The organism is Rhodococcus quanlei, assembly GCF_055231015.1.
The window spans coordinates 1-24,803 of record NZ_JBUYWD010000024.1; the positions used below are offsets into that span (position 1 = coordinate 1).

Consider the following 24,803-nt stretch of genomic DNA (forward strand, 5'->3'; position numbering starts at 1 on the left):
TCTCCGGCTCGCCGGCCACGACAACATCGCCGCCGCGTTACGACACCACAGCCGCAACCCGCACCGGCCGATCGACCTACTTCACACCACCTGACATGGGTCTAAACGACTTTGCCGGGGCCCTGGGTTCAGGTTGCCGGCCACTACGGCTACCACTATGTCGGCGATCGCCCGTCCAGGTGGACCAGATACAAGATCGAGCACGTCTTCGTCCGGTCGAGCACGCCCCCGCCGCTTCCGGTCCCGCAACTACGACAGCGATGGGGATACGGCCCCCGATGATCGATTGTGTGGACCACGCCCGTCCTGCGGGACTGAGTGCACACAAATCGACTTCACCGACCGGATTCCGTCACGGAACGCTGCCTGTGTGCACTGAGTCCCACTCGGCTGCACAAGTAGAGTCGATCGCTGTGAAGAAGTACTCCATCGCTCTACTGGTCGACGTCGTGCTCGTCCTCATCTTCTGTGCCATCGGACGCAGCACACATGATGAATCCAACGCACTGGTCGGCCTGCTCACCACCGCGTGGCCGTTCCTGTCCGGCCTGGCACTCGGGTGGATTGCCACGATCGCCCTGTACCGGGACAAGTTCGACCCATATCTGATGCTGCCGACCGGCGTGATCGTGTGGGTCACCACCGTCGGCGTGGGAATGCTGTTGCGCGTGGTCAGCAGCCAGGGGACCGCCTTCAGCTTCATCATCGTGGCGAGTACCGTCTTGGCGGTGTTCCTGATCGGGTGGCGTGCGGTTGTGGCAGCGATTCGGAAACGACAGCGCTGACACGGCACGAATTGCCCCTTCAACTGGAACAGTCTTCAACATGAGCGAGACCGTCGATCAACCGCAGGAATCGAAGAGCGAGGACCACCGCTTCTTCGGCCAGCCGCTCCCCCTCGCCAACCTGTTCGGCGTGGAGATGTGGGAGCGATTCTCCTTCTACGGGATGCAAGGCATCCTCATCTACTACCTGTACTACTCGGTCAGCGACGGCGGTCTCGGCATTGCAGAATCGTCCGCGACCAGCATCGTCGGTGCCTACGGCGGCACGGTGTACCTGTCGACCATCCTGGGCGCCTGGATCGCAGACCGCGTCCTGGGCTCCGAACGCACCCTGTTCTACAGCGCGATCCTCATCATGTTCGGCCACATTTCACTGGCGGCCTTCCCCGGACTGTGGGGCGTCGGAATCGGCCTCACCCTGATCGCCTTCGGCAGCGGCGGCCTGAAAGCGAACGCCACCTCGCTCGTCGGCGACCTGTACTCGGAGAACGACGACCGACGCGACGCCGGCTTCTCGTTGTTCTACATGGGCATCAACATCGGCGCCTTGATCGGCCCACTGCTCACTGGTTGGGCGCAAGACCGCATCGGGTTCCATGCCGGGTTCGCTCTCGCCGCCGTCGGCATGGCGCTCGGACTGATCCAATACACGCTCGGCCGCAAGCAACTCCACGGCATCGGCAGCAATGTGCCCAACCCGCTGCCACAGCACGAACGCAACAAGTTCATGGGCATCGGCGCAGCCGCCGTCCTCGCCGTGGCGGTGCTCTCCCTGACGGGCCTGATCACGGCTGCGAACATGTCCGACGTCGTGGTGGCACTCACCGTCGTTGCAACAGTCATCTACTTCGCGGTCATCCTGGCGAGCAAGCACATCACGTCGATCGAGCGCAGCCGCGTGATCTCATTCATTCCGTTGTTCATCGCCAGCGCCGTGTTCTGGTCGCTGTTCCAGCAGCAGTTCACGATGGTGGCGATGTACGCGGACAAGCGCCTCGACCGCACCCTGTTCGGCTGGGAGTTTCCCGCCGCCTGGGTGCAATCGATCAACCCCGTCTTCATCATCATCTTCGCCGGTGTATTCGCGGCCGCCTGGACCAAACTCGGTCCTCGCCAGCCCGGCACCCCCCTGAAGTTCGCCGCGGGCACGATCCTGATGGGTGTGGCATTCCTGGCCTTCATCCCCATGGCAGGCGGCGGACCGAACAGCGCACCACTCCTCGGCCTGGCAGGCATCCTGCTGCTCTTCACCTTCGCCGAACTGTTCCTCTCGCCGGTCGGCCTGTCCATTTCGACGAAGCTCGCCCCGAAGGTGTTCCACACCCAGATGGTCGCCTTGTTCTTCCTGTCGGTAGCCCTCGGCACCGCGATGGCCGGCACGCTCGCCGGGTACTACGACGAAACGAACGAGGTGCCGTACTACCTGTGGATCGGCATCGGGTCCATCGCGGTGGGTGTCCTGCTGGCCATCTGTTCACCGTGGATCAAGAAGATGATGAAGGGCGTCCACTAGCGCGCGCATGACGTGCCGGTCGCGGGCCGTCTACTTGTTGGCGCGCTCCGCCATCTCGATCAGCAGGCGGTCTGCCATCTTCACCGCACGATCGCTGCCGTCGGCGTCGGCAACAAGCACGGCGAACGCGAAATCGCCGCGCGAACCGAAGAACCAGCGGTCGTCACCGCTCTCTGCGGTCATGCCCATCAGTCCGGGATGACCCTTCAGGTACGAGCCGCCGCCTCGCGCGATGTTGTCGCGCATCATGTTGCGAAGCTGTTCGTTGATCTCCGGTGACAGCGGGGGCGCCTGGATCTCCGTAGTAGCAGGCTGACCGTGCACGATCTTCGGCACGGGGGCGCTGCCGCGCGAGATGGATGCCGCCAACATCGCCATGCCGAAGGGTGTGACGGCCGGGTAGGCGCCGTCCGTGTTCATCGCCTGATCCATGCCGGAACTACTCGCGGTGAACACCGCCGTCTCCTGGTCCATGCCCAGAATGTCGTAGTTTCTGCCAAGGCCGAGCTGATGGCCGGTCGTCTCGATCTCTTCGGCGGACAACGAGTTGGGGTCGACCCCCTTCTGCAGGCCGGCGGCCTTCTTCACCAAATCCAACGTGTTGCCCGCCGGGTAGAGGTGCTCGAACGCGATCGGGCCCTGTTCGATCGCCTGATTGTTCTGGGCGGCGGCCAGCACAGCACCGGTCGAAGGCTGAATCGCCACGATCGCCGACGGAGTACCGGCACTGACCACCGCGTCTTCGGCGGCCAGCTGAATGGTCGAATCCATGGTTGCGTTGATGTTCGGTCCGGGAGGACCCTGGAACCCGGCCTGACGATCCAGTGTTCCGTCCGGCTTGACGATGTGCACGGCCCAGCCCGCCGTCTCGTCGCGGTTCGCCTGCCACACATTCCTGAGCGAATTCTCCAACGGCGAAGTGATGCGACGGTCCGCAGTGATGAGGGTGGGCCGCTTGTCCACGAGAACGCCGGGGATCGCGAATGCGTTGTTGCGGTCGAGGTAGTTGAAATCCTGGTCCCGCAGTTTCACCGCGACGACCCGCTCGCCAGGCTTCTTGTCCAGTTCGGAGAGCATCGATTCGGACGTGACCAGCGGGGCCACCGGCTTGATCACCTCGGCGAGCCGACGCGTGGTGGCGACCGGATCGGGCATCGTCGCCGGGTCGAGGACGATGACGTTGATGATCTGCTCGTTCATCAGCAGCGTACCGGTGTTGTCGAAGATCAGCGGCGGTGCGGCGTCGGTGCGGTCGTAGCGAACTTTGCTCCCGGCGCCGAGGTCGGGAGCCATGACCGAGGGATCCCACTGAACCCGCCACCCCATGGACAGGGCACGTACCCCGCCCTGCACCTGGTAGCCCCAGTCCTTGCCATCGCCGAAGTTCCAGTTGACGGCCATGGTGAAGAAGCCGGTGTCTTCGTTGAGTTTCACGAATTGGCTGAGGTCGAACGAGGCCCGTTTCGGGTCCAGACCTTCGAACATCTGCCCGATCGTCTCCTCGGCGGCGTTCGGGTAAGTGGTCAGTTCCGCGGCCGCTGCCGCATCACCGTCGCCGAGGGCCGCGATGAAATCCTCCACGACGGAGTCGGCGGTCGGTTCCGGCCGGTTGGACACGACGTAGAACGTGGCAACGAGGGCGATCACGACGGCAGCAGCCAGGGCGATCACATTGCGTCTGCGGAAAACCGCCGATCGTCCGTTCCCCATGCTCACCATCTTGCTTTCCGTCACATCCGTAACAAGTACGTTTTGCCTACGAAGGCGTTACGGTTCAGCTACAACTTACCTTCAGCCTGAAATCTACCGGTGAGTTCACCCCAGAAACCGCCCTGCAGCCTGCACGGCAGGTGCCGAACTGTCACCTTCGGCCACGAAGACAGCGAACGCCAGATCATCATGAACTCCCACGAACCAGCCGTGCGCAGGTCGCCCGTCGGTCTCGGCGGTACCAGTCTTGCCGATGAGTCCGGAAATATCTTGCAGTTGGGTTGCCGTGCCGCTGGTGACCACTTCACGCATCATCGTCCGCAACTGTTCGGTTACCGATGCGGGGACCGGCGGCACGGTCTGGTCCGGCGTACCCGGTTGGCCCTGGATCAGCATCGGCGCGGGCGTCGAACCATTTGCGATCGACGCCGCCACCAATGCCATCCCGAACGGAGATGCCGTGACGGCTCCCTGCCCGATCGCCGCCTCGACCCGAGCAGCGGGCGTTTCGGCCACCGGGACACTTCCGGTCACCGTCGTCACCCCGGGCGTCACATAGTCGACGCCCAGACCGAACTGCAAGGCGGCATCGTGTAGACCCTGCGGTGGCAGGTTCACGGCGAGGCGCCCCATCGTGGTGTTGCACGACTGTGCGAACGCGGTGTGCAGCGGAACTTCACCCAGATCGAACTCGTCGTCGTTCGGGATCGTGCGGCCCTCGATGGTGGCCACACCCGGACAGGGCAGCACCGTGTCCGGGTTGACGTTGCCCGACTGCAGCGCAGCCGAGGTGGTCACGGTCTTGAAGGTCGAACCGGGTGGATACAGGCCGGTGAGGGCAATCGGGCCTTGCGCGTCGGCCGCGTCGTTCTGTGCGATGGCGACGAGCGCACCGGTGGAGGGGCGGATCGCGACGATCGCCGACTCCTGCGGCAGTCCAGCCAAGGCGTTCTCTGCGGCCAGCTGACGCGGCAGCTCGATCGTGGTCCGAATGTCCGGCGCATTCTTGCCGGGCTCCCCCGCCAGAGTTTCCGTGGTGCCGTCCGCGGCGACGGATTGCACTGCCCAACCGGCGGCTTCCGCATGTTCGCGCTGCCACAGTTCGGTGAGCCCACCCAGAACCGGCGACGACAACGCCTTGTCGGTCGTGAGCAGCCGGGTCTGCGCCAGCAGTGTCACCCCCGGAGCCTGCTCGAGTTGCGCCCGGATCGGTGCGAGGTCTTCCGCGCGCAGAGTGATGGCGGTGACGGGCTTGCCGCCCGCCGCAGTGATCTGCTCGCTCAAGGACTCCGCTGTGATGGTCGAGACGATCGGCGACAGCAACCCGGCAACCGCGCCCAGGTCGGCCGTCCGATCCACGTTCACGAGCGTGACGACCTGCTGTTCGAGGATCGGCTCGCCGGACGCGGACAGCACCTGTGCGGGTTCACCAGCCGTCGGGGTGTAGCGCAAGGTCGACCCTGCGGTCATCCCCGGTGCCAGAATGTCGGGCTGCCACTCGATCTTCCAGTCGTCCCCCTGCTCGGACGCGGTGCCCTGCGTCGAATACGACCACTGTCGACCCTCCCCGAACGGCCAGGTCGCATCGAGGGTGAACGCCGAATCCTCGGTCCCGGCGACGGCGAACGTCCCGTCCTTGTTCAGACCGTCGTACATCGCCGTGATGGCGGCGGCCGCAGCATCGGGGTCGGTGGTCAACGCGGCCGCTGCGGCGACGTCGTCGTCGTTGAGAGCGTCTGCGAACTGCTGCGCGACGGTGTCCGGTTGGTCGGGGCCGAAGAGACCACATCCGGTCAGCGTGAGCGCGGAGATCGCGACGATCGCGGTCAGATTCCGGGCCGAGCGGCGACTGGTTCGGTTGTGCACCTGCTCGATCATGCCTGAGAACGTGGCGCCGAGCACAAAATGAGAGTAATCATGTAATCAGTGATTCATTCTCGAGTCTGGAGGACGTCATGAGGCACACACAGTCGTCGGGCGACCGACGGTTCGGCAGGACCGGAGGCTGGCAGCAAGCAGAAGCTCCCGATGCCGGCGACGCATCCGAGTGGTTTTCCGGGCGACTCCCGGACGAGTGGTTCACCGGGCCGCCGTCGGTCGAGGTCGATCGTGAGGAGATCGTGGTCATCGGCGAACTGCACCCAGCCGAGTCCGATTCCGACGCGGCGGCCGAAGGGCGCATCTCCCGATTCCGGGAGAGCACCCGAGCGGACCGGATGCGCATTGCCACCGAAGCCGAGGCCCGTTACGGACGCAAGGTTGCGTGGGGCGTCACCTTGTCCGGACGTTCCGCGCTGTTCACACATCTGTCGGTTCCGGTGATGACGCGCCTACGCCAGCCCGAACGCAAGGTGCTCGACACCCTCGTTGATGCCGGAGTCGCCCGGTCCCGGGCGGATGCTCTCAAATGGACGGTGCGCCTGGCCGGCAAGCACAGCGAGCAGTGGCTGACGGAACTGCGAGAGGCGATGACGAAGGTGGACGACCTTCGCACGGAGGGACCTCAGATCTGAGGAGAGAAAACCTGTTGCGCCGTAGCGAACGCACTCGTACTGTCGAATTGTCTTGATGTCGACGAACGGAGACGGGCACTTGCTCCTGTAGAGGTTTCTCACGCGATCCCGCGTACACGCATATTGCTGTGCGCCCGCCGCAACCTCCGGAGTGCCTGTGTCCAATCTGTCTGCTTCCTATCTCTCACTTTCCGATCTCACGTTCTCGTGGCCCGACGGCCAAACCCTGTTCGACGGTCTGAACGCGGTCATCCCCACCGGCCGTACCGGCTTGGTCGGGCTGAACGGGTCGGGCAAGTCCACACTGTTGCGTCTGATTGCCGGATGCAACGCGCCGGAGAGGGGTTCGGTCACGGTCGCAGGGACACTCGCATACCTTCCGCAGGACATCACCCTCGGTACGGACGTACGCGTCGACCGCTTGCTCGGTATCGACGGAATTCGGAAAGCACTGCATCGCATCGAATCCGGCGACGGTGAGCCGAGCGACTTCGAGACTGTGCACGACGACTGGGATATCGAGGAATTCGCCTTGTCGCTGCTTCACCGTCTCGGACTCGAGTCGATCGTCTCCTCTGTGGGCGATCTCGATCGCACGGTGGGTGCGCTCTCGGGAGGCGAAACCGTACTGCTCGGGATCACCGCGCAGCTTCTGCGCAATCCGACGGTGCTTCTCCTCGACGAACCGACGAACAATCTCGACGAGTCCGCCCGCGAACGCCTGTATTCCGTGGTCCAGCAGTTCTCCGGGACGACCGTGGTGGTGAGCCATGACAGGGCGCTGCTCGATCGCATGGATTCGATCGCCGAACTGCGTGGCGGCGAACTTCGGTTGTTCGGGGGCAATTACACCGCGTACGAGGAGATCGTCGCCACTGAACAGGCGGCCGCCGAAGCGACCGTCCGCGATGCACGTGCCGACATGCAGAAGCAGAAACGGGAGCTGATCGAGGCACGGATCAAGCTGGACCGTCGAAAACGGTACGGCCAGAAGATGTACGAGAACAAGCGTGAACCGAAGATCGTCATGGGTCAACGAAAGCGGCAGGCCGAGGAGTCGGCAGGAAAGTTGCGCGGCAATCATATTGCCAAACTGGACGACGCGAAGCAGGCACTCGCCGAGGCCGAGTCTGCCTTGCGGGACGACCGTGAGGTCAAGGTGGAGCTGCCGGCAACCACCGTCCATTCCGGGCAGGTGGTGGTGGAGGCGAGCGACACCACGCTTCGGTCGGGCCAAATCGTGTCGCTGAACATCGTTGGCCCCGAGCGGATTGCACTGGCGGGGCCGAACGGCATCGGGAAGACCACGTTCCTCGACGCGGTGGTGGATTCCGGTCCGCGGACGCCGTACAAGGCGCTGCCGCAGCGTCTCGACGTGTTCGACGAAGCATTGTCCGTGGCGGACAACGTTGCGCTCGCTGCGCCACATGCGTCACCCGAGCGGGTACGGGCACAACTTGCGCGGTTTTTGTTCCGTGGCAACGATTCCGACAAACCGGCGTCGGCGCTGTCCGGCGGGGAACGGCTGCGCGCGGCCCTCGCGACGATCCTGCTCGCGGAGCCGGCACCGAAACTGTTGCTGCTGGACGAACCGACCAACAATCTCGACCTGCCGAGCCTCGCCCATCTCACCCAGGCGCTGAACAGCTACCGGGGCGCGCTGCTGGTGGTGAGCCACGACAAGGAGTTCCTTCGTGAAATCGGAGTCACCCGAACTCTCACTCTCACCGGCCACGGGGTGGTCGAGGAGTGAGGCAGACTGACGGGGTGGAGTACGCGAAGAACCCGGTGGACGGTACGGCCGTTGCCTACGAAACCATCGGCTCGGGCCCGCCGCTGGTACTGCTGCATGGAACGGCCCTCTCCCGTGCCATCTGGCGTGGGTTCGGGTACGTGCGGGCGCTCCGTGACGACCATCGGCTGATCCTCGTGGACCTGCGTGGCCACGGTCGCAGCGAGAAACCTCACGACCCGGACGCCTACGCGATGGACTTGGTGAGCGGTGACATCCTCGCCGTGTTGGACCGGGTGGGCGTACCGAGCGCGAGCGTTCTCGGGTACTCGTTCGGCGGCCGGGTGGCGCTGTCGGTTGCGGAGCGGGCGCCGGAGCGGGTGAATGCGCTGATCGTGGGTGGCGGGAGCAGCAAGCCGCAAGCGGGGGTCTTCGACCGGTTGTTCTTTCCCGGATGTGTCGGTGTGCTCGAGGATCGTGGCATGGACGCGTTTCTGACCGAGTGGTCCGCGGTTCGGGAGTGGCCCATCGACCCGGGCACCCGGGCCGCGTTCACGGCGAACGACTCCGTCGCGCTCGCTGCGTACATGCGCCGATGCGCCGTCGAGCCGGGGGTATCGCCGGAGTCGCTCCACAGGTTGAGGGTGCCCACTTTGCTCTTCGTGGGCTCGGAGGACGTCGAACGCCTGCGGGACACCGAAGAACTTTCCTCGTCGATCCCCGGTGCCCGACTGGCAGTCATCGACGGCTTCGATCACTCGACCACCATCGGGGCGACCGACGAAGTCCTTCGCGTGGTGGCACCGTTCCTCGTCTTCGCCGGTCAGTTCGCCTGACGACCAGTCCTCTGGCGGAGGACGATGGAGGGACGGAAACTCCGCCGGACAGTGCACGCTGGAAGTGAATCCCATGACAGGTCGATCTGCCGAGGCAGTGTCCCAGCGCATCGTCGACGCGTCCCTCGGCGCCGTCGACATGATCGCCGTCTATCTGGGTGATCGTCTCGGCTGGTATCGCAGTCTCGCTGACGACGGTCCGGCCAGCGCGAACGAGTTGGCCGAGAGAACGGGTACGAATGCCCGATATGCGCGCGAATGGCTCGAGCAGCAGGCAGTCACCGGCATGCTGACAAGCGACGACGCCACTCCACGGCGCTTCACTTTGCCGGCGGGCGCCGCAGAAGTACTCACCGATTCCGACAGCCTGATGTTCACGGCTCCGTTGGCACGCATGTTCTGTGGCGCCGCAGTAGAACTCCCCGCACTATTGGATGCCTACCGATCGGGCGGCGGTGTGAGCTGGGCACAGTTCGGCACCGACGCCCGCGAATCGCAGGCCGACATGAACAGGCCGTGGTACCAACAGATGCTCGCCGAGGCACTTGCCTCCGTTCCCGACCTGGATGCGCTGCTGCGCCGCCCCGAAACGGCCATCGCAGACATCGGTTGCGGCAGTGGGTGGTCCACCATCTCGCTGGCACACGCGTATCCGGGGGCGAGCTTGCGCGGCTTCGACATCGACCACGCATCCGTAGAACTCGCCGAGGCGAACCTCTGTGCATACCCCGATCTCGCGAATCGGGTGTCCTTCATCGAGATCGATGCCGTCGACCTACCGACCGCATCGTTCGACGCAGCGTTCGCCTTCGAATGCGTTCACGACATGCCCCGACCGGTCGAGGTGCTGTCGTCGATACGACGTGCTCTTGTCCCCGGCGGCCCCCTCATCGTGATGGATGAGGCCGTCGGCGACGCTTTCGCCCCGCCCGACGGCGCTCGGGGACTCGACGACACCGAGCGGCTGATGTACGGGTTCAGCCTGCTCGTGTGCCTGCCAGACGGCATGAGCTCACAGCCCAGCGTCGGGACCGGCACCGTCATGCGGACCGACACCCTTCGTGCCTACGCGAACGATGCCGGGTTCGTCGACATGACGGTGCTCCCCATCGAGAACTTCGGTTTCTGGCGGTTCTACCGCTTCACCGCGCCGAGCTGAGTTCTCAGGCGCCCAGCAGCCCCTTGGCGATGTGGGTGACCTGGATTTCGTTGCTGCCCGCATAGATCATCAGCGACTTGGCGTCGCGAGCGAGCTGCTCCACCTTGTATTCGGCCATGTATCCGTTTCCACCGAACAACTGCACTGCTTCCATCGCGACTTCCGTTGCAGCGCGGGACGAATACAGCTTCATGGCGGAGGCCTCGGCGAGGGTCACCTTGTCGCCGGCGGCGGTGCGCTCGATCGCGTTGAACACCATGTTCTGCACATTGATGCGGGCGATCTCCATCTCGGCGAGCTTGAGCTGGATCAGCTGGAACTGCCCGATTTCCTTGCCCCACAGCGTCCTCGACTTGGCGTACTCGACGCTCAGACGGTGGCATTCGTTGATGATCCCGAGTGCGAGGGACGCGATACCGATGCGCTCGGCCGCGAAACTTTCCTTGGCGCTGGTCTTTCCATCCGACTTCCCACCGTCCTCGGTCTCACCGAGGAGGCGGTCCTTGGAGATGCGGACGTTGTCGAAGAACAGTTCGCCGGTGGGCGAGGAGTTCATGCCCATCTTCTTGAACGGCGGGCTGAGCGTGAGCCCCTCCATGCCGGCATCGAGAACGAAGGTGAGCACCTTGCGATCACGACGGTCGATCGAGGAATCGCCCTCGTCGACCTTGGCGTACACGACGATGACGTCGGCGTACGGGCCGTTGGTGATGAACGTCTTGTGTCCGTTGAGGATGTAATCCTCACCGTCGCGCCGCACGTACGACTTCATGCCGCCGAAAGCATCCGATCCAGAGTCGGGCTCGGTGATCGCCCAGGCTCCCACCTTCTCGAAGGTGACGAGTCCGGGCAACCACCGCTCCTTCTGCGCGAGCGTTCCGCGGCTGCGGATGGAGCCCACGGTGAGGCCGAGACTGACACCCATCGACGCAACGAGCCCGAGGCTGACGCCGGCCAGCTCGGAGTTCAGGATGACCGCCATACTCCCCGAACCGCTGAACGCGGACTTGTCCCCCGAGGATTCCACAGTCTCGCCGCGTTCCTTCGCCAGCGATTTCTGTAGCGAGTCACGTGCCATCTCGTCGAGGCCGAACGTGGCGTACAGCTTGCGGATGATGTCGAACGGCGGCAGCTCGCCGCTTTCCAATTTGTCGACGTGCGGTCGGATCTCCTTGTCGATGAACCCGCGAACTGCGTCGCGAAGCATCAGGTCGGTATCGGACCACTCATACATGCCGGGAACTCCAAGTCGGGGTGGGAAGAATGCAGACACCGCAAATATAGAACACGTTCTCGTTTTTGCACAGGAGGGCCCCGTAACCGGCTCCCGTATCCTCCAATGGTGACGTTCATCAAGATCTGCGGACTGCGCGACGACGCGAGCGTCGATGTCGCCACGAGCCTGAATATCGACGCCGTCGGGTTCGTCTTCGCAGACAGCTGCCGCCAGGTTCGGCCGGACGAAGCGTCGGTCCTGGTCCGGCGTGTACCCGATTCGGTGCTCGCGGTCGGCGTGTTCAAGTCGAACCCCGTCGACGAGATCATCACCGCTGCGCGAACCGCCGGTCTGAGCACCGTGCAGGTGCACGACCTGTCATCGTCCGAGCAAGTTCGCCGGTTGCACGATGCGGGACTCGAGGTGATCCGGGCCGCGGTGGCCGGCCACGTACGGGACGGGTACGACCTCGACTTCGGCGAGGACCGGCTACTACTCGATGGCGCCAGCGCCGGTGCGGGCATTCCGTGGGATTGGTCGGCCCGTTCAGCAGTACCGAACGGGCCATGGATCCTCGCGGGCGGGCTGCAACCGCGCAACGTCTCCGATGCGCTGAGAGCCACCGGCGCGGCCGGTGTCGACGTGTCCAGTGGGGTCGAGTCGTCTCGCGGCGTCAAAGACCACGACCTGATGGCACAGTTCGTCGCGGCAGTGCGTGACGTTTAGCATGCGTACCAGGCGCGGACACGCCTGCCCGACTCGTTTCGGGCGCGGTAAGCGATGAGAGGAGATCGAACATGACAGTCTCGATGCATCTGAAGCGGGCGTCGGCGGTCGCGGGTTTGTGTACGGCAGGTGTACTCCTGGCACCGGCGGTGGCAACCGCCGAAACGGAGTTCGACAATCCCGCACCGACGACGTTCCTCTGCCCGGCCGGACTCGGAGAAGGCACCGTAGTCGCCGAAGCCAACTCGGACGAGGTGCCCGCCGGCAGTGTCAACTTCGAGATCGACGAGGGTACCGGCGTCGGCGCGAACGTCGCATGGGTCAACACCGATACCTGGCAGTTCGGCGCCGTGCCGCTCGCTCTCTCCGACGACGGCGAACCGGAGGCACTCGTCGAGTCCGGGCCGGGACACGTCAGCGCCGCCGTCTACGGCGTCTACACCAACGCCGAGAACGAAACCTGCGTGCTGGTACCCGGTGTGAACACCAACATCACCGTTCCGCAGCCGGCCGAGTAGGCCACCCCTCCCTCGGCGAATGTCACACCGGTTCGGCTCACGCGAACCGCTGTGACATTCGCCCGGCCGTGCGGTCGTCGGCCGCCCACGATCCGAGGACGGTGCGGATACCGGTGACCAACGAAAGCGGCTGATCGATCATCGCGTGGTGGCCGGCGTCGGGGATGTCCGCGAATATCGCGGACGGACCGAAGCGTCGCCGCATGTCGGCCACCATCTCCTCGGACACGATTCCGTGTTCGGCGCGAAAGAAGGCGATGCGGCAGCGCGGGTCGTCAGCACCCAGATGTTCACTGCCACTGCGGTGGAAGAACGTTGGATCGAACTTCCACCCCCAGGCGCCATTCACTTCGCGCATCGATGTCCGTGCGATGTGATCGAACACGTACGGCAGAGCCGATTGCTGCGGCGGGACGAGCCGGAAGTGAGCAAGGGCGCTGGCCGCGCTCGAATACGGTTTCGGTGGGGCGAAATACTGCCGGGCCCGCGCCTCCTCCTCTTCCGGAGTCCGGGCGCGAACCGGGGAGTCGATGAGCGCGACCCCGCCGAGTTCCTCACCGAACAACCGGGCGGCCGCGAACGAGACCAACCCACCCATGCTGTGTCCGACGAAAATCGGCGCGCCGGTGATCCCTGCCGGTTCCGCCACGGCAAGAGCCTCTTCCGCCCACTGCTCGAGGCCGTATTTCTCCCGGCGCCCGCTGTCGCCGTGCCCGGTCAGGTCGAGTGCCACCACCCTCCTGTCCTCGGCGAGGAAGGGTGCGATGTGGTCCCACCACCGACTGTGGGCCGCACCACCGTGAATCAACACGATTCCGGGTGAACCGCTGGGGCCCCAGGCCCGGAAGTGCACGTCTGCACCCGCCAGATCGATCGCTCCCCGGTCGACGTGCGCTTCCAGCGCGGACGTGAACCACCCCGGCTCCCCGGCAGTGGGTGTGCGCTGAGACTCGTACGCGTAGCTCATCGTCCGAACATATCGGAGAGCATCGACGACACCACACGTTGCACCACCGGGTACTTCGCGATGTCCAGGTCGTGCTTTGCGCCCTCGAACTCGATCAGAGTGACACGTGCCGGGATGAGGTCGAGAGCGGCCCGCACCTCGTCGGTCGTTGCGAAAGGATCCTTGGAACCGTGGACCACGATCGTCGGTGTTTCGAGGTCGGGCAGGTGTTCGGTGCGCATCTTCTCGGGCTTTGCGGGCGGGTGCAGCGGATAGGAGAGAAGAACGAGTCCGTCAACGGCGTTACTCGATTGGGCCGCCACCATGCTCGCCTGACGTCCGCCGTACGAGTGGCCTCCGGCCACGATCGGCCGATCCGTGAGCTCACGCAGGACACCAACCGCGGCGCGTACCCCGTCACGGTCCTCGGCCGCCTTCGACGGGTGGGGTGGGCCGGAGGGTCGCCGCACCCGAAACGGCAGGTCGAAGCGCAATACGAGGACCCCTTGCGCGGCAAATGCTTCTGCCAAGGCGGTCAGGAGAACGGTGTTGCAGTCGCTGCCGGCCCCGTGAGTCAACGCAAGCGCACCGACGACTTCCCCCGCCGGTCGATGCAGGACGCCGCGGACACCGTCTCGATCCAGAACCTCGCTCATGACCTCACGTTAGGTCAACGACTGGGTGAGAATGCGCGGGCCGTCCTCGGTGACGGCGATGGTGTGCTCACTGTGGGCGGTGCGGGAGCCGTCTGCCGACCGGATCGTCCACCCGTCGGGGTCGTAGACGATCTCGTCGGTGGTGCGGGCGAACCAGGGCTCGAGGGCGAGGGTCAGGCCCGGGCGAAGCGTCAGGCCACGACCGGCACGGCCCATGTTGGACACGTGCGGATCCTCGTGCATGGTCCGGCCCAGTCCATGCCCACCGAACTCGGTGTTGACCGGGTATCCGTAATCGGCGGCGACCTTGCCGATCGCGGCGGAGATATCGCCCAGCTTGTTACCTGCCTGTGCGGCAGCGATGCCGGCATCGAGCGCCACTGTCGTGGACTCGATCAGCCGTTCGTCCTCGTCCTTGGCGGTGCCGACGATAATGCTGCGCGCCGAATCCGCGACCCACCCGTTTATCGACACCGCGATATCCATGCTGAGCAGGTCTCCGTCTACGAGCTGGTAGTCGAATGGCAGACCGTGGAGCACGGCGTCATTGACCGACAGGCAGATGACATTCCGGAACGGGCCGCTTCCGAACGATGGCGCGTAATCCCAATAGCAGGACACCGCGCCGCGTTCGTGGATGAGTTCGCGCGCCCGGTTCTCGAGGTCGAGCAGGTTGATGCCGACGCCGGCGAGACCACCGAGGTCGTCGAGGAGTTCGGCGATGAAGGTGCCCGTCACGTTCATCTTCTCGATCTCGTCCTGGGTCTTCAGTTCCAGCATTCGGCCATCTCCCATTCTGCCCACTCAGGCAAGGCGGTATACAAATACCACCCTAACGCAGAGTTCGGTATTAAAATACCGGACACGGTAGACTCGACCACATGGTGCGACTCCCCCTCACTCCTGCGCAGCGCGAAGGCGGCAAGCGACTGGGTGCACTACTCAGGCACGCTCGTGGCGATCGGACACTCACCGACGTAGCTCGCGCCGCGTCGATCTCCCCTGAGACCCTTCGCAAGATCGAAACCGGCCGGATGGCAACCCCCGCCTTCACGACTGTCGCCGCACTGTCGGCGGTCCTACCAGTGTCGTTGCAAGAACTTGCCGACACGTGCATATCCGCGGCAGCGCTCGAAGAGGCCGGATAGCGCCGCGGGAATACTCCAGTTCGACCAGCGTTGAACCAAGCAGTATTAGTTGAATCTTTAACTATCTGAAGCGGAGGCTCCCATGCCTGCAGTGACTGTCGACAACATCCTCACCCTCCCCCGCGTCGACGTGCCCATGCTTACCGACATCGACCGGCCCGTTCGTGCTGTCACCACAGCGCCCACCGGTTACGAAGGCGAAGGCTTTCCGGTCCACCGCGCCTTCGCCGGGGTCGACATGTCGGCGTTGGACCCGTTCATCCACATGGACCAAATGGGCGAGGTGAACTATGCGCCTGGCGAGCCCAAGGGCACGGCCTGGCACCCGCACCGCGGCTTCGAAACCGTCACCTACATGATCGACGGCATCATGGAGCATCAGGACTCCAACGGGGGTGGCGGAACCATCGGCGCCGGCGACACCCAGTGGATGACAGCAGGCGGCGGAATCCTGCATATCGAAGCGCCGCCCGAACACCTGGTCATGAGCGGCGGCCTGTTCCATGGCATGCAGTTGTGGGTCAACCTCCCGCGCAACGCCAAAATGACTGCACCCCGCTATCAGGACATCACCGGCAGCAAGATCGCGCTGCTCTCGTCGCAGGACGGAGGGGCCCTCATCCGTGTCATCGCCGGTGAGATCGCGGGTCATCAAGGCCCCGGTTCGACGCACACACCCATCGCGCTGTCGCACACCACGGTGGCGCCCGGCGCCTCCCTCACGCTGCGCTGGAACCCCGGCTACAACGCTCTCGTCTACGTCATGGCCGGCCACGGCACGGTGGGCGCCGAGCGCAGGCCGGTTCACAGCGGACAGACCGTCGTGTTCGGCAGAGGCGACACGATCACCGTCGCCGGGGCAGACACCCAGGATGGGCGCTCCGAATCGCTCGAAGTCCTCATCCTCGGCGGAAAACCGTTGCGCGAACCAGTGGCGATGGCCGGTCCGTTCGTCATGAATACGCGAGCCGAGGTCATCGAGGCGTTCGAGGACTTCCAGGCCGGGCGACTCGGATCGATCCCTGACGGGCCTCCTGCCCTGTGAGTGGTTAACGAGCCTCTACACCCCTCAACCACTCACAGGGCGAAGCCCAAGGAGCCACCATGACCACACCCGCGAGCATGGTCGAGATTCACCGCAGCGCGGACCGTCGACACCTGAGATACGGCTGGCTCGACGCGCATCACAGCTTCCCCATGGCAGGTAACTTCGACCTGCGAGAGCACGCGCACGGGATGCTGATGGTGCACAACGAAGACACCGTGTTCGCGGGCGAAGGGTTCGACACCCACCCGCACGAGGACATGGAGATCGTCACCTGGGTACTCAGCGGCTCACTGATCCACCAGGACTCCGCTGGCCATTCGGGCCTCGTCCGCCCCGGCCTCGCGCAGCGGATGGGCGCCGGCTCGGGCATCCTGCACTCCGAACGCAACGACAGGATTCGAGCCGGCGGCGAACGCGTCACCGAACCCGTACATGTCGTTCAGATGTGGGTTCCGCCGGACGATTCGGGATTGGTACCGGAGTACCAGGAACTTGATGTCACCGACGAGCTGGCAAGTGGACGGCTGGTCACCGTCGCATCGGGATCGAGGCGCCACGCCGGTGACGCTGCGATCGGTATCCGTAACCGGCACACCGCGTTCTACGCCGCCCGACTCGAGGCCGGTCAGTCGGTGACCGTCCCCGAAGCGCCCTACGTCCACGTCTTCGTGGCAAGCGGAGCGGTCGACATGGAAGGGTCCGGAACACTGCACCAGGGAGACGCCGTACGAATGACATACACAGGAGGTCAACGAATCTCGGCAATCGACAGCGCCGAAGTACTGGTCTGGGAAATGCACGCAGGGTTCACGAAGGGCGCAACGATCACGCCCTGAACGATATGGAATCGGTACCAGCAGTCCGGAATCAAAGGCACCGAACTCGTATCCTGGGACGGGTACAGCCCGAAGGAGGACCCCCGACATGCCTGTAGTCACCACCCCGCACGTCTATGTTCATCGCGCCGGCGATCGGTTGAAAACCCGGGTCTCCTGGTTGGATTCCAAACATTCGTTCTCGTTCGGACAGCACTACGACCCCGACAACACACACCACGGCTTGCTCCTGGTGAACAACGACGACACCGTCCTACCGGATGCCGGTTTCGAAACGCACCCGCACAAAGACATGGAAATCGTCACGTGGGTGCTACGTGGTTCACTCGTGCATCAGGACTCCATCGGCCATTCCGGCATCATCTACCCGGGGCTCGCGCAGCGTATGAGTGCAGGCAAAGGCATCATGCACTCGGAAAAGAACGACAGCTGGCGCGTCCGGGACAACCACCAAGCCCACGAGCCGGTGCACTTCGTCCAGATGTGGGTAGTGCCCGACGAGCCCGGGCTCACCCCCGGTTACGAACAACTCGAGGTAGACCACGAACTACTCGCCGGCGGCCTCGTACCCATCGCGTCGGGGATGAAAGCCTACAAGGAACACGCGGCCATTCGGATCAACAACAAGAACGCGGCCATGCACGTCGCACGTGTACAGCCGGGCCGCGCGATCACCATCCCCGAGGCTCCCTACCTGCATATATTCGTGACGCAAGGTGTCGCCGAGATGGAAGGGGTAGGCGAACTCTACGAGGGCGACGCAGTCCGTCTCTCCAACTCGGGTGGCCAGCAGATCACCTCCCACGACGGCGCGGAGCTGATCGTCTGGGAAATGCACTCGCGTATCGGGGCCTGACCGCTCGTCGGTGCCTCACACTGCCAGGGAATTCACAGCCGACGTCCAGTTCCACACCAGCCACGCCCGCCAGAATCGGTTCGACAGAACAATCATGGAGGTACAGCGTGAACGAGGACGTACAGGCGAGCCGAGCGCGCATCAGTCGTAGACGAGCGCTCACTCTCGGTGGCACCATCGGTCTCGGCGGACTGATCGCAGCATGTGGTGGCGGAAGCAGTTCCTCCACGCCCAGCACTTCGCCTCCAGCGACGACGAATGCAACGGGGGCCACGGTGACCGAACTGCTGGCACAGGCTCCGAACTGCGTGATGAGTCTCGAAGAAACCCAAGGACCGTACTGGTTCGACGTCGACTCGATCCGGACCGATATTCGCGAAGACCGCCCCGGAACCACGCTTGACCTGGCATTGCGCGTCCAAGATGTGACCGGCTGCCCAGCCGACGGGTCCGGTGCCAGCGCGGTATCCGGTGCCGTTGTCGAAATCTGGCACTGCGACGCCGGTGGCGTCTACTCCGGCTTCGAGTCCGGGTCGAGCGGCGGTATGGGCGGACCGCCTCCCAACGGCGGTATGGGCGGACCGCCTCCCAACGGCGGTATGGGCGGTCCACCGGACGGCGGCGTACCGCCCGAGAGTGGTGGCCCCGGCGCGATCTCCGGATCGGGTGAGACGTCCAACGGTTCGTACAGTGTCGGCGACTCCGAGTCCACTCCCACCGACGACGGCACCTACCTGCGCGGCGCACAGCCCACCGCCGCAGACGGCATCGCGAAGTTCACGACCATCTTTCCGGGCTGGTACCAGGGGCGGACCACCCATATCCACGTGAAGGTGCACATCGACAAGGCGACGGTGCTCACCACTCAACTCTTCTTCGACGAAGCCCTCATCGACGAGGTGAACGCAGTGCCTCCGTACAGCCAGCACACCGGCCGGGAAAGCAACACCACCAACGCCGAGGACAACATCTTCGACGAAACGGGTCTCATGACCGTCGCACCTCAGGGCGACGGCTACCTGGCGGTGATCAATCTGGGGATCGACGTGTGACGCACCGGTCTGCCGGAACTGTGGAGCCCGCCGTGAGGGTCGGGTAGACAGGAGGAATGACCACGGCTGAACACTCCGGCATCGACCTCGCCCATCTCGACGACACGACCCGCGCCCAGGACGACCTGTTCGTCCACGTCAACGGAACTTGGCTCGAGCAGTACACGATTCCTGCCGACCGCGCGGTCGACGGCGCGTTCCGCACGCTGTACGACAAAGCCGAGGTCGACGTACAAACCATCATCACCGAAGCTGCGGAATCGGGGGCAGAGCCGGGAACGGACGCCCAGCGGATCGGCGACCTGTATTCGAGCTTCATGAACGAAGAGGCTGTCTCGGCGGCGGGGCTCGGCCCGATCGCCGACGAGTTGGCCGCGGTATCCGGTGCGGAAAACGCCTCGCAGTTGGCAGCCGTACTCGGACGTCTGCAGCGCACCGGCGTCGGCGGCGGCATCGGCCACTACGTCGACACCGACGCCAAGGATTCGTCGCGGTACGTGGTGCATCTGAGCCAGTCCGGCATCGGGCTGCCCGACGAGTCGTACTACCGCGAAGACGCTCACGCGGCGATCCGCACCGCGTACGTCGGCCACATTCGCACGATGTTCGAACTGGCCGGCCTCTCGTACGACGCCCAGACGGTATTCGATCTCGAGACGAAGATCGCGGCAGGTCATTGGGACGTCGTGAAGCGCCGCGACGCCGATCTGACCTACAACCTTCGTGCTTTGGACGCTCTTCCGTCCGAGTTCGACTGGAATGCGTGGATCTCGGCACTGGGGGCCACAGAGAAACAGTTCGCGGAGGTCGTCGTAGGGCAGCCCGACTTCCTCACCACCTTCGCCACATTGTGGGAATCGGAACCGTTGGACTCCTGGAAAGCCTGGGCGACGTGGCGCATCGTCCACTCGCGCGCGCCGTACCTGACCGCCGCCCTGGTGGACGAGAACTTCGCGTTCTACGGCACCACCCTCACCGGCACCGAGAAGAACCGCGAACGGTGGAAGCGCGGAGTGTCGCTGGTTCAGGATCTCCTCGGCGAGGCAGTCGGGAAGCTGTACGTCGAACGCCATTTCCCTGCCGACTCCAAGGCACGCATGCAGGAACTGGTGACCAACCTGCAAGAGGCGTACCGGCGCAACATCTCCGAACTCGAATGGATGAGCCCGGCGACCCGCGAGGCGGCACTTCGCAAGCTCGAGAAGTTCACCCCGAAGATCGGCTACCCCGACAAGTGGCGTGACTACTCGGGTATCGAGATCTCCGCGGGCGACCTGGTGGGCAACTACCGCAACGGGTATGCAGCCGAATACGACCGCGACATGAACAAGCTGGGTGGCCCCGTCGACCGCGACGAATGGTTCATGACGCCGCAGACCGTCAACGCCTACTACAACCCCGGGATGAACGAAATCGTCTTCCCGGCAGCGATTCTGCAGCCTCCGTTCTTCGATCCGGGCGCCGACGACGCTGCCAACTACGGCGGGATCGGCGCGGTCATCGGACACGAAATCGGACACGGGTTCGACGATCAGGGCGCCAAATACGACGGCGACGGCAACATGGTCGACTGGTGGACCGACGACGACCGCACCGAGTTCGGCAAGCGCACCAAGGCGCTGATCGAGCAGTACAACGAGTTCGAGCCCAAGGGCCTGCCCGGGCACAAGGTCAACGGCGAGTTCACGATCGGTGAGAACATCGGCGATCTCGGCGGGCTGTCCATCGCCATCGCTGCCTACCGAATCGCCACCGATGGTCAGGAACCGCCGGTTATCGACGGGCTCACCGGGATTCAGCGTGTCTTCTTCGGTTGGGCACAGGTGTGGCGCACCAAGGCTCGCGAGGCCGAGGCGATCCGTCGCTTGGCGATCGACCCGCATTCGCCACCGGAATTCCGCTGCAATGGTGTGGTGCGCAACCTCGACACCTTCCACGAGGCGTTCGACGTGAATCCCGGCGACGCCCTGTACTTGGAGCCCGACCAGCGCGTCAAGATCTGGTAACCGCCTACCCGACGAATGTCACACCCGTTCGCGCGAGCTGAACGTGTGTGACATTCGTCGAAAATGGGGGGGAGGGCGCCCCGGAGAGGTGTGTTCGGGTCAGCGGGCGTACATGATGACGCCGACGCCCATCAGGCACAGGAGTGCACCTGTGATGTCCCACCGGTCGGGTCGAAATCCGTCCATCACCACACCCCAGAGCAACGACCCGGCGACGAACACACCGCCGTACGCGGCGAGAATCCGGCCGAAGTTGGCGTCCGGCTGCAGAGTCGCCACGAACCCGTAGATGCCCAGCGAGATGACCCCGAGGCCGATCCACAGCCAGCCGCGGTGCTCACGAACCCCTTGCCACACCAGCCAAGCGCCCCCGATCTCGAACAGGGCGGCGATGGCGAACAGAACAACCGAACGAAGCACCGTCATGACGGGCAGTATGGCAGCGCGTCAGGTCAGCGGTTCCAGTCGCCCAGACCGTCCGCACCGCTGAGCACACCACCGGCAGTGTTACGGACGACGACCGGGTCACCCTTCTGCGAGTGCTCGAAGAACCACTTGGCATCCTCGGTGCTGACGTTCAGGCAACCGTGACTGACGTTGGTGTTGCCCTGCGCGCCGACGGACCACGGTGCTGCGTGCACGAAGATTCCGCTGTACGAGATGCGGGTCGCGTACTCCACGAACGTGCGGTAGCCCTCGGGCGAGTCGATCGGGACACCGTAGGTGGAGGAGTCCATGTACATGTCCCGGAACTTCTCGCCGACGATGTAAGTGCCGTTGGGCGTCTCGTGGCCGGGCTTACCCATCGACGTGGGCATGGTCCGCACGACCTCGCCGTTGCGGGTGACGGTGATCGTCTTGGTCGCATCGTCGGCGGTGGTGATGACGGAATCACCGATCGAGAAGTTCGAGGTGGCGTCCCCTGCTCGCACCGTCACCTGGGTGTGTGCCGGCCAGAACTCGGCCGGCTTCCAGCGCACCTGGCTGTCACTGGTCCAGTAGAAGGAACCCGCAACGCCAGGATTCGACGTGACCGTGATGGCACGCTCCGCGGTGCCGCGGTCCCCGATCGGCTCGTCGAAGGTGATGATGATGGGCTGCGCAACACCCACGACCTCGCCGTTGCCGGGGTTCAGCGACGGTGTCGAGAAGTTCGCGGGAGCCTGCTGGAGCTCGGACGGCAGACCTGGAATCGCCGGCAAACCCGGTATAGCGGGCATCTCCGGCAACCCCGGGACGGCCGGCAGGCTGGGCAGTTGCGGAATTTCGGGGCCTCCGGGGAACAGCGGCGCTGCTTGGGCCGGGACGGTGAATGCCAATCCCGAGGCTACGAGTCCGGCAGCCGCCAAGGCCACGCGCGATGTCCAACGTCCACGCGTCGTTCCACCGTTGAGGTTCTTTCGCATTGTCCACCCTTGTTCGACGACGTATTGCTCGCGGTGCCCCCGACGCAATCGTTACCGCTCCGTGTCATTAACACACACACGACGCCGCACTAGCAATTTCTCCGTTACATGCCGGAGTAGCCGTTACATCCCGAAGCAGCTGCTCAGGTATCCGCGCGAGCCGCTTCGAGCATGCTCTCGACGCTGATCAGCTTCAGGCGCGGGCGTCCCGTCGCTTTTCCTTCGGCCCGTTCCGCCTTGTCGATGCGCTGCCACCCTTGGAAATCGACCCGGTCGGGAGCCCGCTGCGCGATCAGTTCGTCGAGCGCATCACGGTTGTCCGGAGCGTGAAGACGGCCCGCCACGAAGTCGTCCACGAGCATCGTGACCGTCTCGGCCGAGCAGTACTTGTTGGTTCCGATCACACCGGTCGGTCCGCGCTTGATCCATCCGGCCACGTAGACACCGGCCACCGGCTCACCGGTCGAGGGGTCGATGACGCGACCGTTCTCGTTGGGAATCACGCCACGCTGGTCGTCGAACGGAACATCGGCCACGGGGGTGCCGCGGTACCCGATGGACCGCAGCACGAGCCCGGTTTCGAGTTCCTCGGTCTCCTCGGTGCCACGTGCGGTGAGGCGACCGGAATCGTCGCGCACCATCTCGTTCTTCGCGATCCGAACCGACTCGACCTTCCCGTTGCCGACGAACTCGACCGGCGAGGCGAGATAGCGCAGGACGATCCTCTTGCGTGACGGGTCCGGTGTGCGCTTCGCGAAGCCCTCGACCTGCGAGACCTTGAGCTTCACCGAGGGTTCTGCGTCGTCGCTGTCGACGAAGGCGCGACTCTCGGAGTCGAGGACGGCATCGTCCGGGTCGACGACGATGTCCACATCGGGCATACGGCCGAGTGCCAGGAGTTCGGGGTTCGTGTAGGCCGCCTGGGCCGGGCCACGACGTCCGAGGATCACCACTTCTTTGATGTTGCTCTTGCGGAGCGCTTCGAGGGCGTGCTCAGCAAGGTCGGTCTTGGCGAGTTCGTCGGGTTCGGTGATCAGAATGCGCGCCACGTCGAGCGCGACGTTGCCGTTTCCGACGATCACCGCACGTTCGCCACTGAGATCGAACTCGCGATCGGCGTAGTCGGGGTGACCGTTGTACCAGGCCACGAACTCGGTTGCTGCATAACTACCGTCCAGTTCCTCACCGGGGATCCCGAGTGTGCGATCGCCTGCCGCCCCCACTGCGTAGATCACGGCGTGATGGTGTGCCAGGAGGTCGTCGTGGGTGAGCGCTTGGCCGACCTCCACGTTGAAGTGGCACCGGACGTTGCGCCGGCCGACCGCCGAGCGGAACTGATCGGTGACCCCCTTCGTACCCGGATGATCGGGGGCGACGCCGGCCCGGACCAGGCCGTACGGGGTCGGCAGCCGGTCGAACATGTCGACCTCGATGCGCGGCTTTGCCGTCAACTCCATCGCGGCATAGCAGGCAGCCGGTCCCGAACCGATGATTGCGACGTGCAGCGTGCCGAGATCCGCCGGAATCGACACGGGCTTGACGACGTCCGGCCAGTCGGGGCCGATCGGATGCTTGGTGAAGTACTGCTCGTTGATCGCGAGGTAGTCCTCGTCCTCTTCGGGCAATTCGTTGTCCGCGTAGATCGCGTCGACTGGGCATTCTTCGACACATGCACCGCAATCGATGCAGGTACCGGGGTCGATGTAGAGCATCTCCGTCGTCGCGAACGGCTTCTCGTCGGGCGTGGGATGAATGCAGTTGACCGGGCACACGTCCACGCACGACGCATCGTTGCAGCATGGCTGCGTAATCACATATGTCACGGTTCGTTCCCCTGCCTGTGCGCTACGTCACTTGCCTACCCCCAGACTATAACGTGTTGCACTTTTAGGCGATAACGAGTCGACGGCTACACCTGGTCGCCCGGTTCCACCCGGAAACCGACCTTCACCGTCACCTGGAAGTGCGCAACGGACCCACCGTCGATGTGACCACGGGTTTCCGTCACCTCGAACCACTCGAGGTTGCGCACGGTCTCGTTCGCCCGGGAGACTGCGTTGCGGATCGCCGCATCGGTTCCTTCCGTGGAGGATCCCACGATCTCCACGACTCTGTAGACGTGATCTGCCATGATCATTTCC

At 64.4% G+C, this 24,803-nt stretch carries 24 protein-coding genes; 14 read left to right on the forward strand and 10 right to left on the reverse strand.

The features are described from left to right. The first annotated feature begins 413 nt into the window (after nt 1–413). The gene (locus ACZI8Q_RS17200) at nt 414–785 is read left to right on the forward strand and encodes a DUF3054 domain-containing protein (RefSeq protein ID WP_463374783.1); all 372 of its coding nucleotides are present in this window, start codon (nt 414–416) and stop codon (nt 783–785) included. 40 nt (nt 786–825) lie between these two features. Then, nucleotides 826–2,298 (forward strand): peptide MFS transporter, encoded by a 1,473-nt coding sequence (locus tag ACZI8Q_RS17205; RefSeq protein ID WP_463374784.1) that lies wholly within the window; start codon nt 826–828, stop codon nt 2,296–2,298. A gap of 30 nt (nt 2,299–2,328) precedes the next feature. Here ACZI8Q_RS17205 and ACZI8Q_RS17210 read toward each other — a convergent pair whose 3' ends face one another. Both ACZI8Q_RS17210 and ACZI8Q_RS17215 read right to left on the reverse strand, forming a co-directional pair. Continuing rightward, on the reverse strand, nt 2,329–4,017 hold the full coding sequence (locus ACZI8Q_RS17210) for an NTF2-like N-terminal transpeptidase domain-containing protein (protein ID WP_463374785.1): 1,689 nt from the start codon (nt 4,015–4,017) through the stop codon (nt 2,329–2,331). 96 nt (nt 4,018–4,113) lie between these two features. Further along, nucleotides 4,114–5,886, reverse strand: coding sequence for a penicillin-binding transpeptidase domain-containing protein (locus ACZI8Q_RS17215; RefSeq protein WP_463374786.1), 1,773 nt, complete (start codon nt 5,884–5,886; stop codon nt 4,114–4,116). A 77-nt stretch (nt 5,887–5,963) separates the two neighbouring features. On the opposite strand from ACZI8Q_RS17215, the gene ACZI8Q_RS17220 reads away from it, so the two are divergent. The 4 genes from ACZI8Q_RS17220 (at nt 5,964) to ACZI8Q_RS17235 (ending at nt 10,248) form a co-directional block, all read left to right on the forward strand. Beyond that, nucleotides 5,964–6,521 carry a hypothetical protein gene (locus tag ACZI8Q_RS17220; RefSeq protein WP_463374787.1) on the forward strand — a complete coding sequence of 186 codons (558 nt, stop codon included), beginning with the start codon at nt 5,964–5,966 and terminating at the stop codon, nt 6,519–6,521. A 166-nt stretch (nt 6,522–6,687) separates the two neighbouring features. Then, nucleotides 6,688–8,274: an ABC-F family ATP-binding cassette domain-containing protein gene (locus ACZI8Q_RS17225; RefSeq protein ID WP_463374901.1), complete on the forward strand. Its 1,587-nt coding sequence runs from the start codon at nt 6,688–6,690 to the stop codon at nt 8,272–8,274. After that, complete coding sequence (locus ACZI8Q_RS17230; RefSeq protein WP_463374788.1) at nt 8,271–9,089, forward strand: alpha/beta fold hydrolase; 819 nt, start codon at nt 8,271–8,273, stop codon at nt 9,087–9,089. The genes ACZI8Q_RS17225 and ACZI8Q_RS17230 overlap by 4 nt, the downstream gene beginning before the upstream one ends. A 73-nt stretch (nt 9,090–9,162) precedes the next feature. Continuing rightward, nucleotides 9,163–10,248, forward strand: a complete 1,086-nt coding sequence (locus ACZI8Q_RS17235; RefSeq protein WP_463374789.1) for a class I SAM-dependent methyltransferase — start codon at nt 9,163–9,165, stop codon at nt 10,246–10,248. Between the two features lie 4 nt (nt 10,249–10,252). On the opposite strand, the gene ACZI8Q_RS17240 is transcribed toward ACZI8Q_RS17235, so the two are convergent. Beyond that, the gene (locus ACZI8Q_RS17240; protein WP_463374790.1) at nt 10,253–11,482 is read right to left on the reverse strand and encodes an acyl-CoA dehydrogenase family protein; all 1,230 of its coding nucleotides are present in this window, start codon (nt 11,480–11,482) and stop codon (nt 10,253–10,255) included. Between the two features lie 108 nt (nt 11,483–11,590). On the opposite strand from ACZI8Q_RS17240, the gene ACZI8Q_RS17245 reads away from it, so the two are divergent. Both ACZI8Q_RS17245 and ACZI8Q_RS17250 read left to right on the forward strand, forming a co-directional pair. After that, nucleotides 11,591–12,190: a phosphoribosylanthranilate isomerase gene (locus ACZI8Q_RS17245; protein ID WP_463374902.1), complete on the forward strand. Its 600-nt coding sequence runs from the start codon at nt 11,591–11,593 to the stop codon at nt 12,188–12,190. A 71-nt stretch (nt 12,191–12,261) separates the two neighbouring features. Beyond that, the gene (locus tag ACZI8Q_RS17250) at nt 12,262–12,708 is read left to right on the forward strand and encodes a hypothetical protein (protein ID WP_463374791.1); all 447 of its coding nucleotides are present in this window, start codon (nt 12,262–12,264) and stop codon (nt 12,706–12,708) included. 37 nt (nt 12,709–12,745) lie between these two features. Here the strand turns inward: ACZI8Q_RS17250 and ACZI8Q_RS17255 are convergent, their stop codons facing one another. The 3 genes from ACZI8Q_RS17255 to map are packed head-to-tail and all read right to left on the reverse strand — an operon-like array spanning nt 12,746 to nt 15,090. Next, on the reverse strand, nt 12,746–13,675 hold the full coding sequence (locus tag ACZI8Q_RS17255) for an alpha/beta fold hydrolase (RefSeq protein ID WP_463374792.1): 930 nt from the start codon (nt 13,673–13,675) through the stop codon (nt 12,746–12,748). Next, complete coding sequence (locus ACZI8Q_RS17260; RefSeq protein WP_463374793.1) at nt 13,672–14,310, reverse strand: alpha/beta hydrolase family protein; 639 nt, start codon at nt 14,308–14,310, stop codon at nt 13,672–13,674. The genes ACZI8Q_RS17255 and ACZI8Q_RS17260 overlap by 4 nt, the downstream gene beginning before the upstream one ends. A 9-nt stretch (nt 14,311–14,319) precedes the next feature. Further along, on the reverse strand, nt 14,320–15,090 hold the full coding sequence (gene map / locus ACZI8Q_RS17265) for a type I methionyl aminopeptidase (RefSeq protein ID WP_463374794.1): 771 nt from the start codon (nt 15,088–15,090) through the stop codon (nt 14,320–14,322). Between the two features lie 101 nt (nt 15,091–15,191). On the opposite strand from map, the gene ACZI8Q_RS17270 reads away from it, so the two are divergent. The 6 genes from ACZI8Q_RS17270 to ACZI8Q_RS17295 all read left to right on the forward strand — a co-directional run bounded on the left by ACZI8Q_RS17270 (nt 15,192) and on the right by ACZI8Q_RS17295 (nt 21,256). After that, nucleotides 15,192–15,458 (forward strand): helix-turn-helix domain-containing protein, encoded by a 267-nt coding sequence (locus tag ACZI8Q_RS17270; protein WP_463374795.1) that lies wholly within the window; start codon nt 15,192–15,194, stop codon nt 15,456–15,458. Between the two features lie 82 nt (nt 15,459–15,540). Next, the gene (locus tag ACZI8Q_RS17275) at nt 15,541–16,503 is read left to right on the forward strand and encodes a pirin family protein (protein WP_463374796.1); all 963 of its coding nucleotides are present in this window, start codon (nt 15,541–15,543) and stop codon (nt 16,501–16,503) included. Between the two features lie 59 nt (nt 16,504–16,562). Next, on the forward strand, nt 16,563–17,342 hold the full coding sequence (locus tag ACZI8Q_RS17280) for a pirin family protein (protein ID WP_463374797.1): 780 nt from the start codon (nt 16,563–16,565) through the stop codon (nt 17,340–17,342). An 88-nt stretch (nt 17,343–17,430) separates the two neighbouring features. Further along, complete coding sequence (locus tag ACZI8Q_RS17285; RefSeq protein WP_463374798.1) at nt 17,431–18,198, forward strand: pirin family protein; 768 nt, start codon at nt 17,431–17,433, stop codon at nt 18,196–18,198. 107 nt (nt 18,199–18,305) lie between these two features. Next, nucleotides 18,306–19,250 (forward strand): intradiol ring-cleavage dioxygenase, encoded by a 945-nt coding sequence (locus tag ACZI8Q_RS17290; RefSeq protein ID WP_463374799.1) that lies wholly within the window; start codon nt 18,306–18,308, stop codon nt 19,248–19,250. 56 nt (nt 19,251–19,306) lie between these two features. Further along, complete coding sequence (locus tag ACZI8Q_RS17295; RefSeq protein ID WP_463374800.1) at nt 19,307–21,256, forward strand: M13 family metallopeptidase; 1,950 nt, start codon at nt 19,307–19,309, stop codon at nt 21,254–21,256. A gap of 99 nt (nt 21,257–21,355) precedes the next feature. Here the strand turns inward: ACZI8Q_RS17295 and ACZI8Q_RS17300 are convergent, their stop codons facing one another. The 4 genes from ACZI8Q_RS17300 to ACZI8Q_RS17315 form a co-directional block, all read right to left on the reverse strand. After that, nucleotides 21,356–21,682: a YnfA family protein gene (locus ACZI8Q_RS17300; protein ID WP_463374801.1), complete on the reverse strand. Its 327-nt coding sequence runs from the start codon at nt 21,680–21,682 to the stop codon at nt 21,356–21,358. Between the two features lie 26 nt (nt 21,683–21,708). After that, nucleotides 21,709–22,662 (reverse strand): L,D-transpeptidase, encoded by a 954-nt coding sequence (locus tag ACZI8Q_RS17305; protein WP_463374802.1) that lies wholly within the window; start codon nt 22,660–22,662, stop codon nt 21,709–21,711. 143 nt (nt 22,663–22,805) lie between these two features. Further along, nucleotides 22,806–24,485: an FAD-dependent oxidoreductase gene (locus ACZI8Q_RS17310; protein ID WP_463374803.1), complete on the reverse strand. Its 1,680-nt coding sequence runs from the start codon at nt 24,483–24,485 to the stop codon at nt 22,806–22,808. Nucleotides 24,486–24,571: 86 nt separating this feature from the next. Further along, nucleotides 24,572–24,793 carry a dodecin gene (locus tag ACZI8Q_RS17315; RefSeq protein WP_463374804.1) on the reverse strand — a complete coding sequence of 74 codons (222 nt, stop codon included), beginning with the start codon at nt 24,791–24,793 and terminating at the stop codon, nt 24,572–24,574. Nucleotides 24,794–24,803 lie beyond the last annotated feature (10 nt).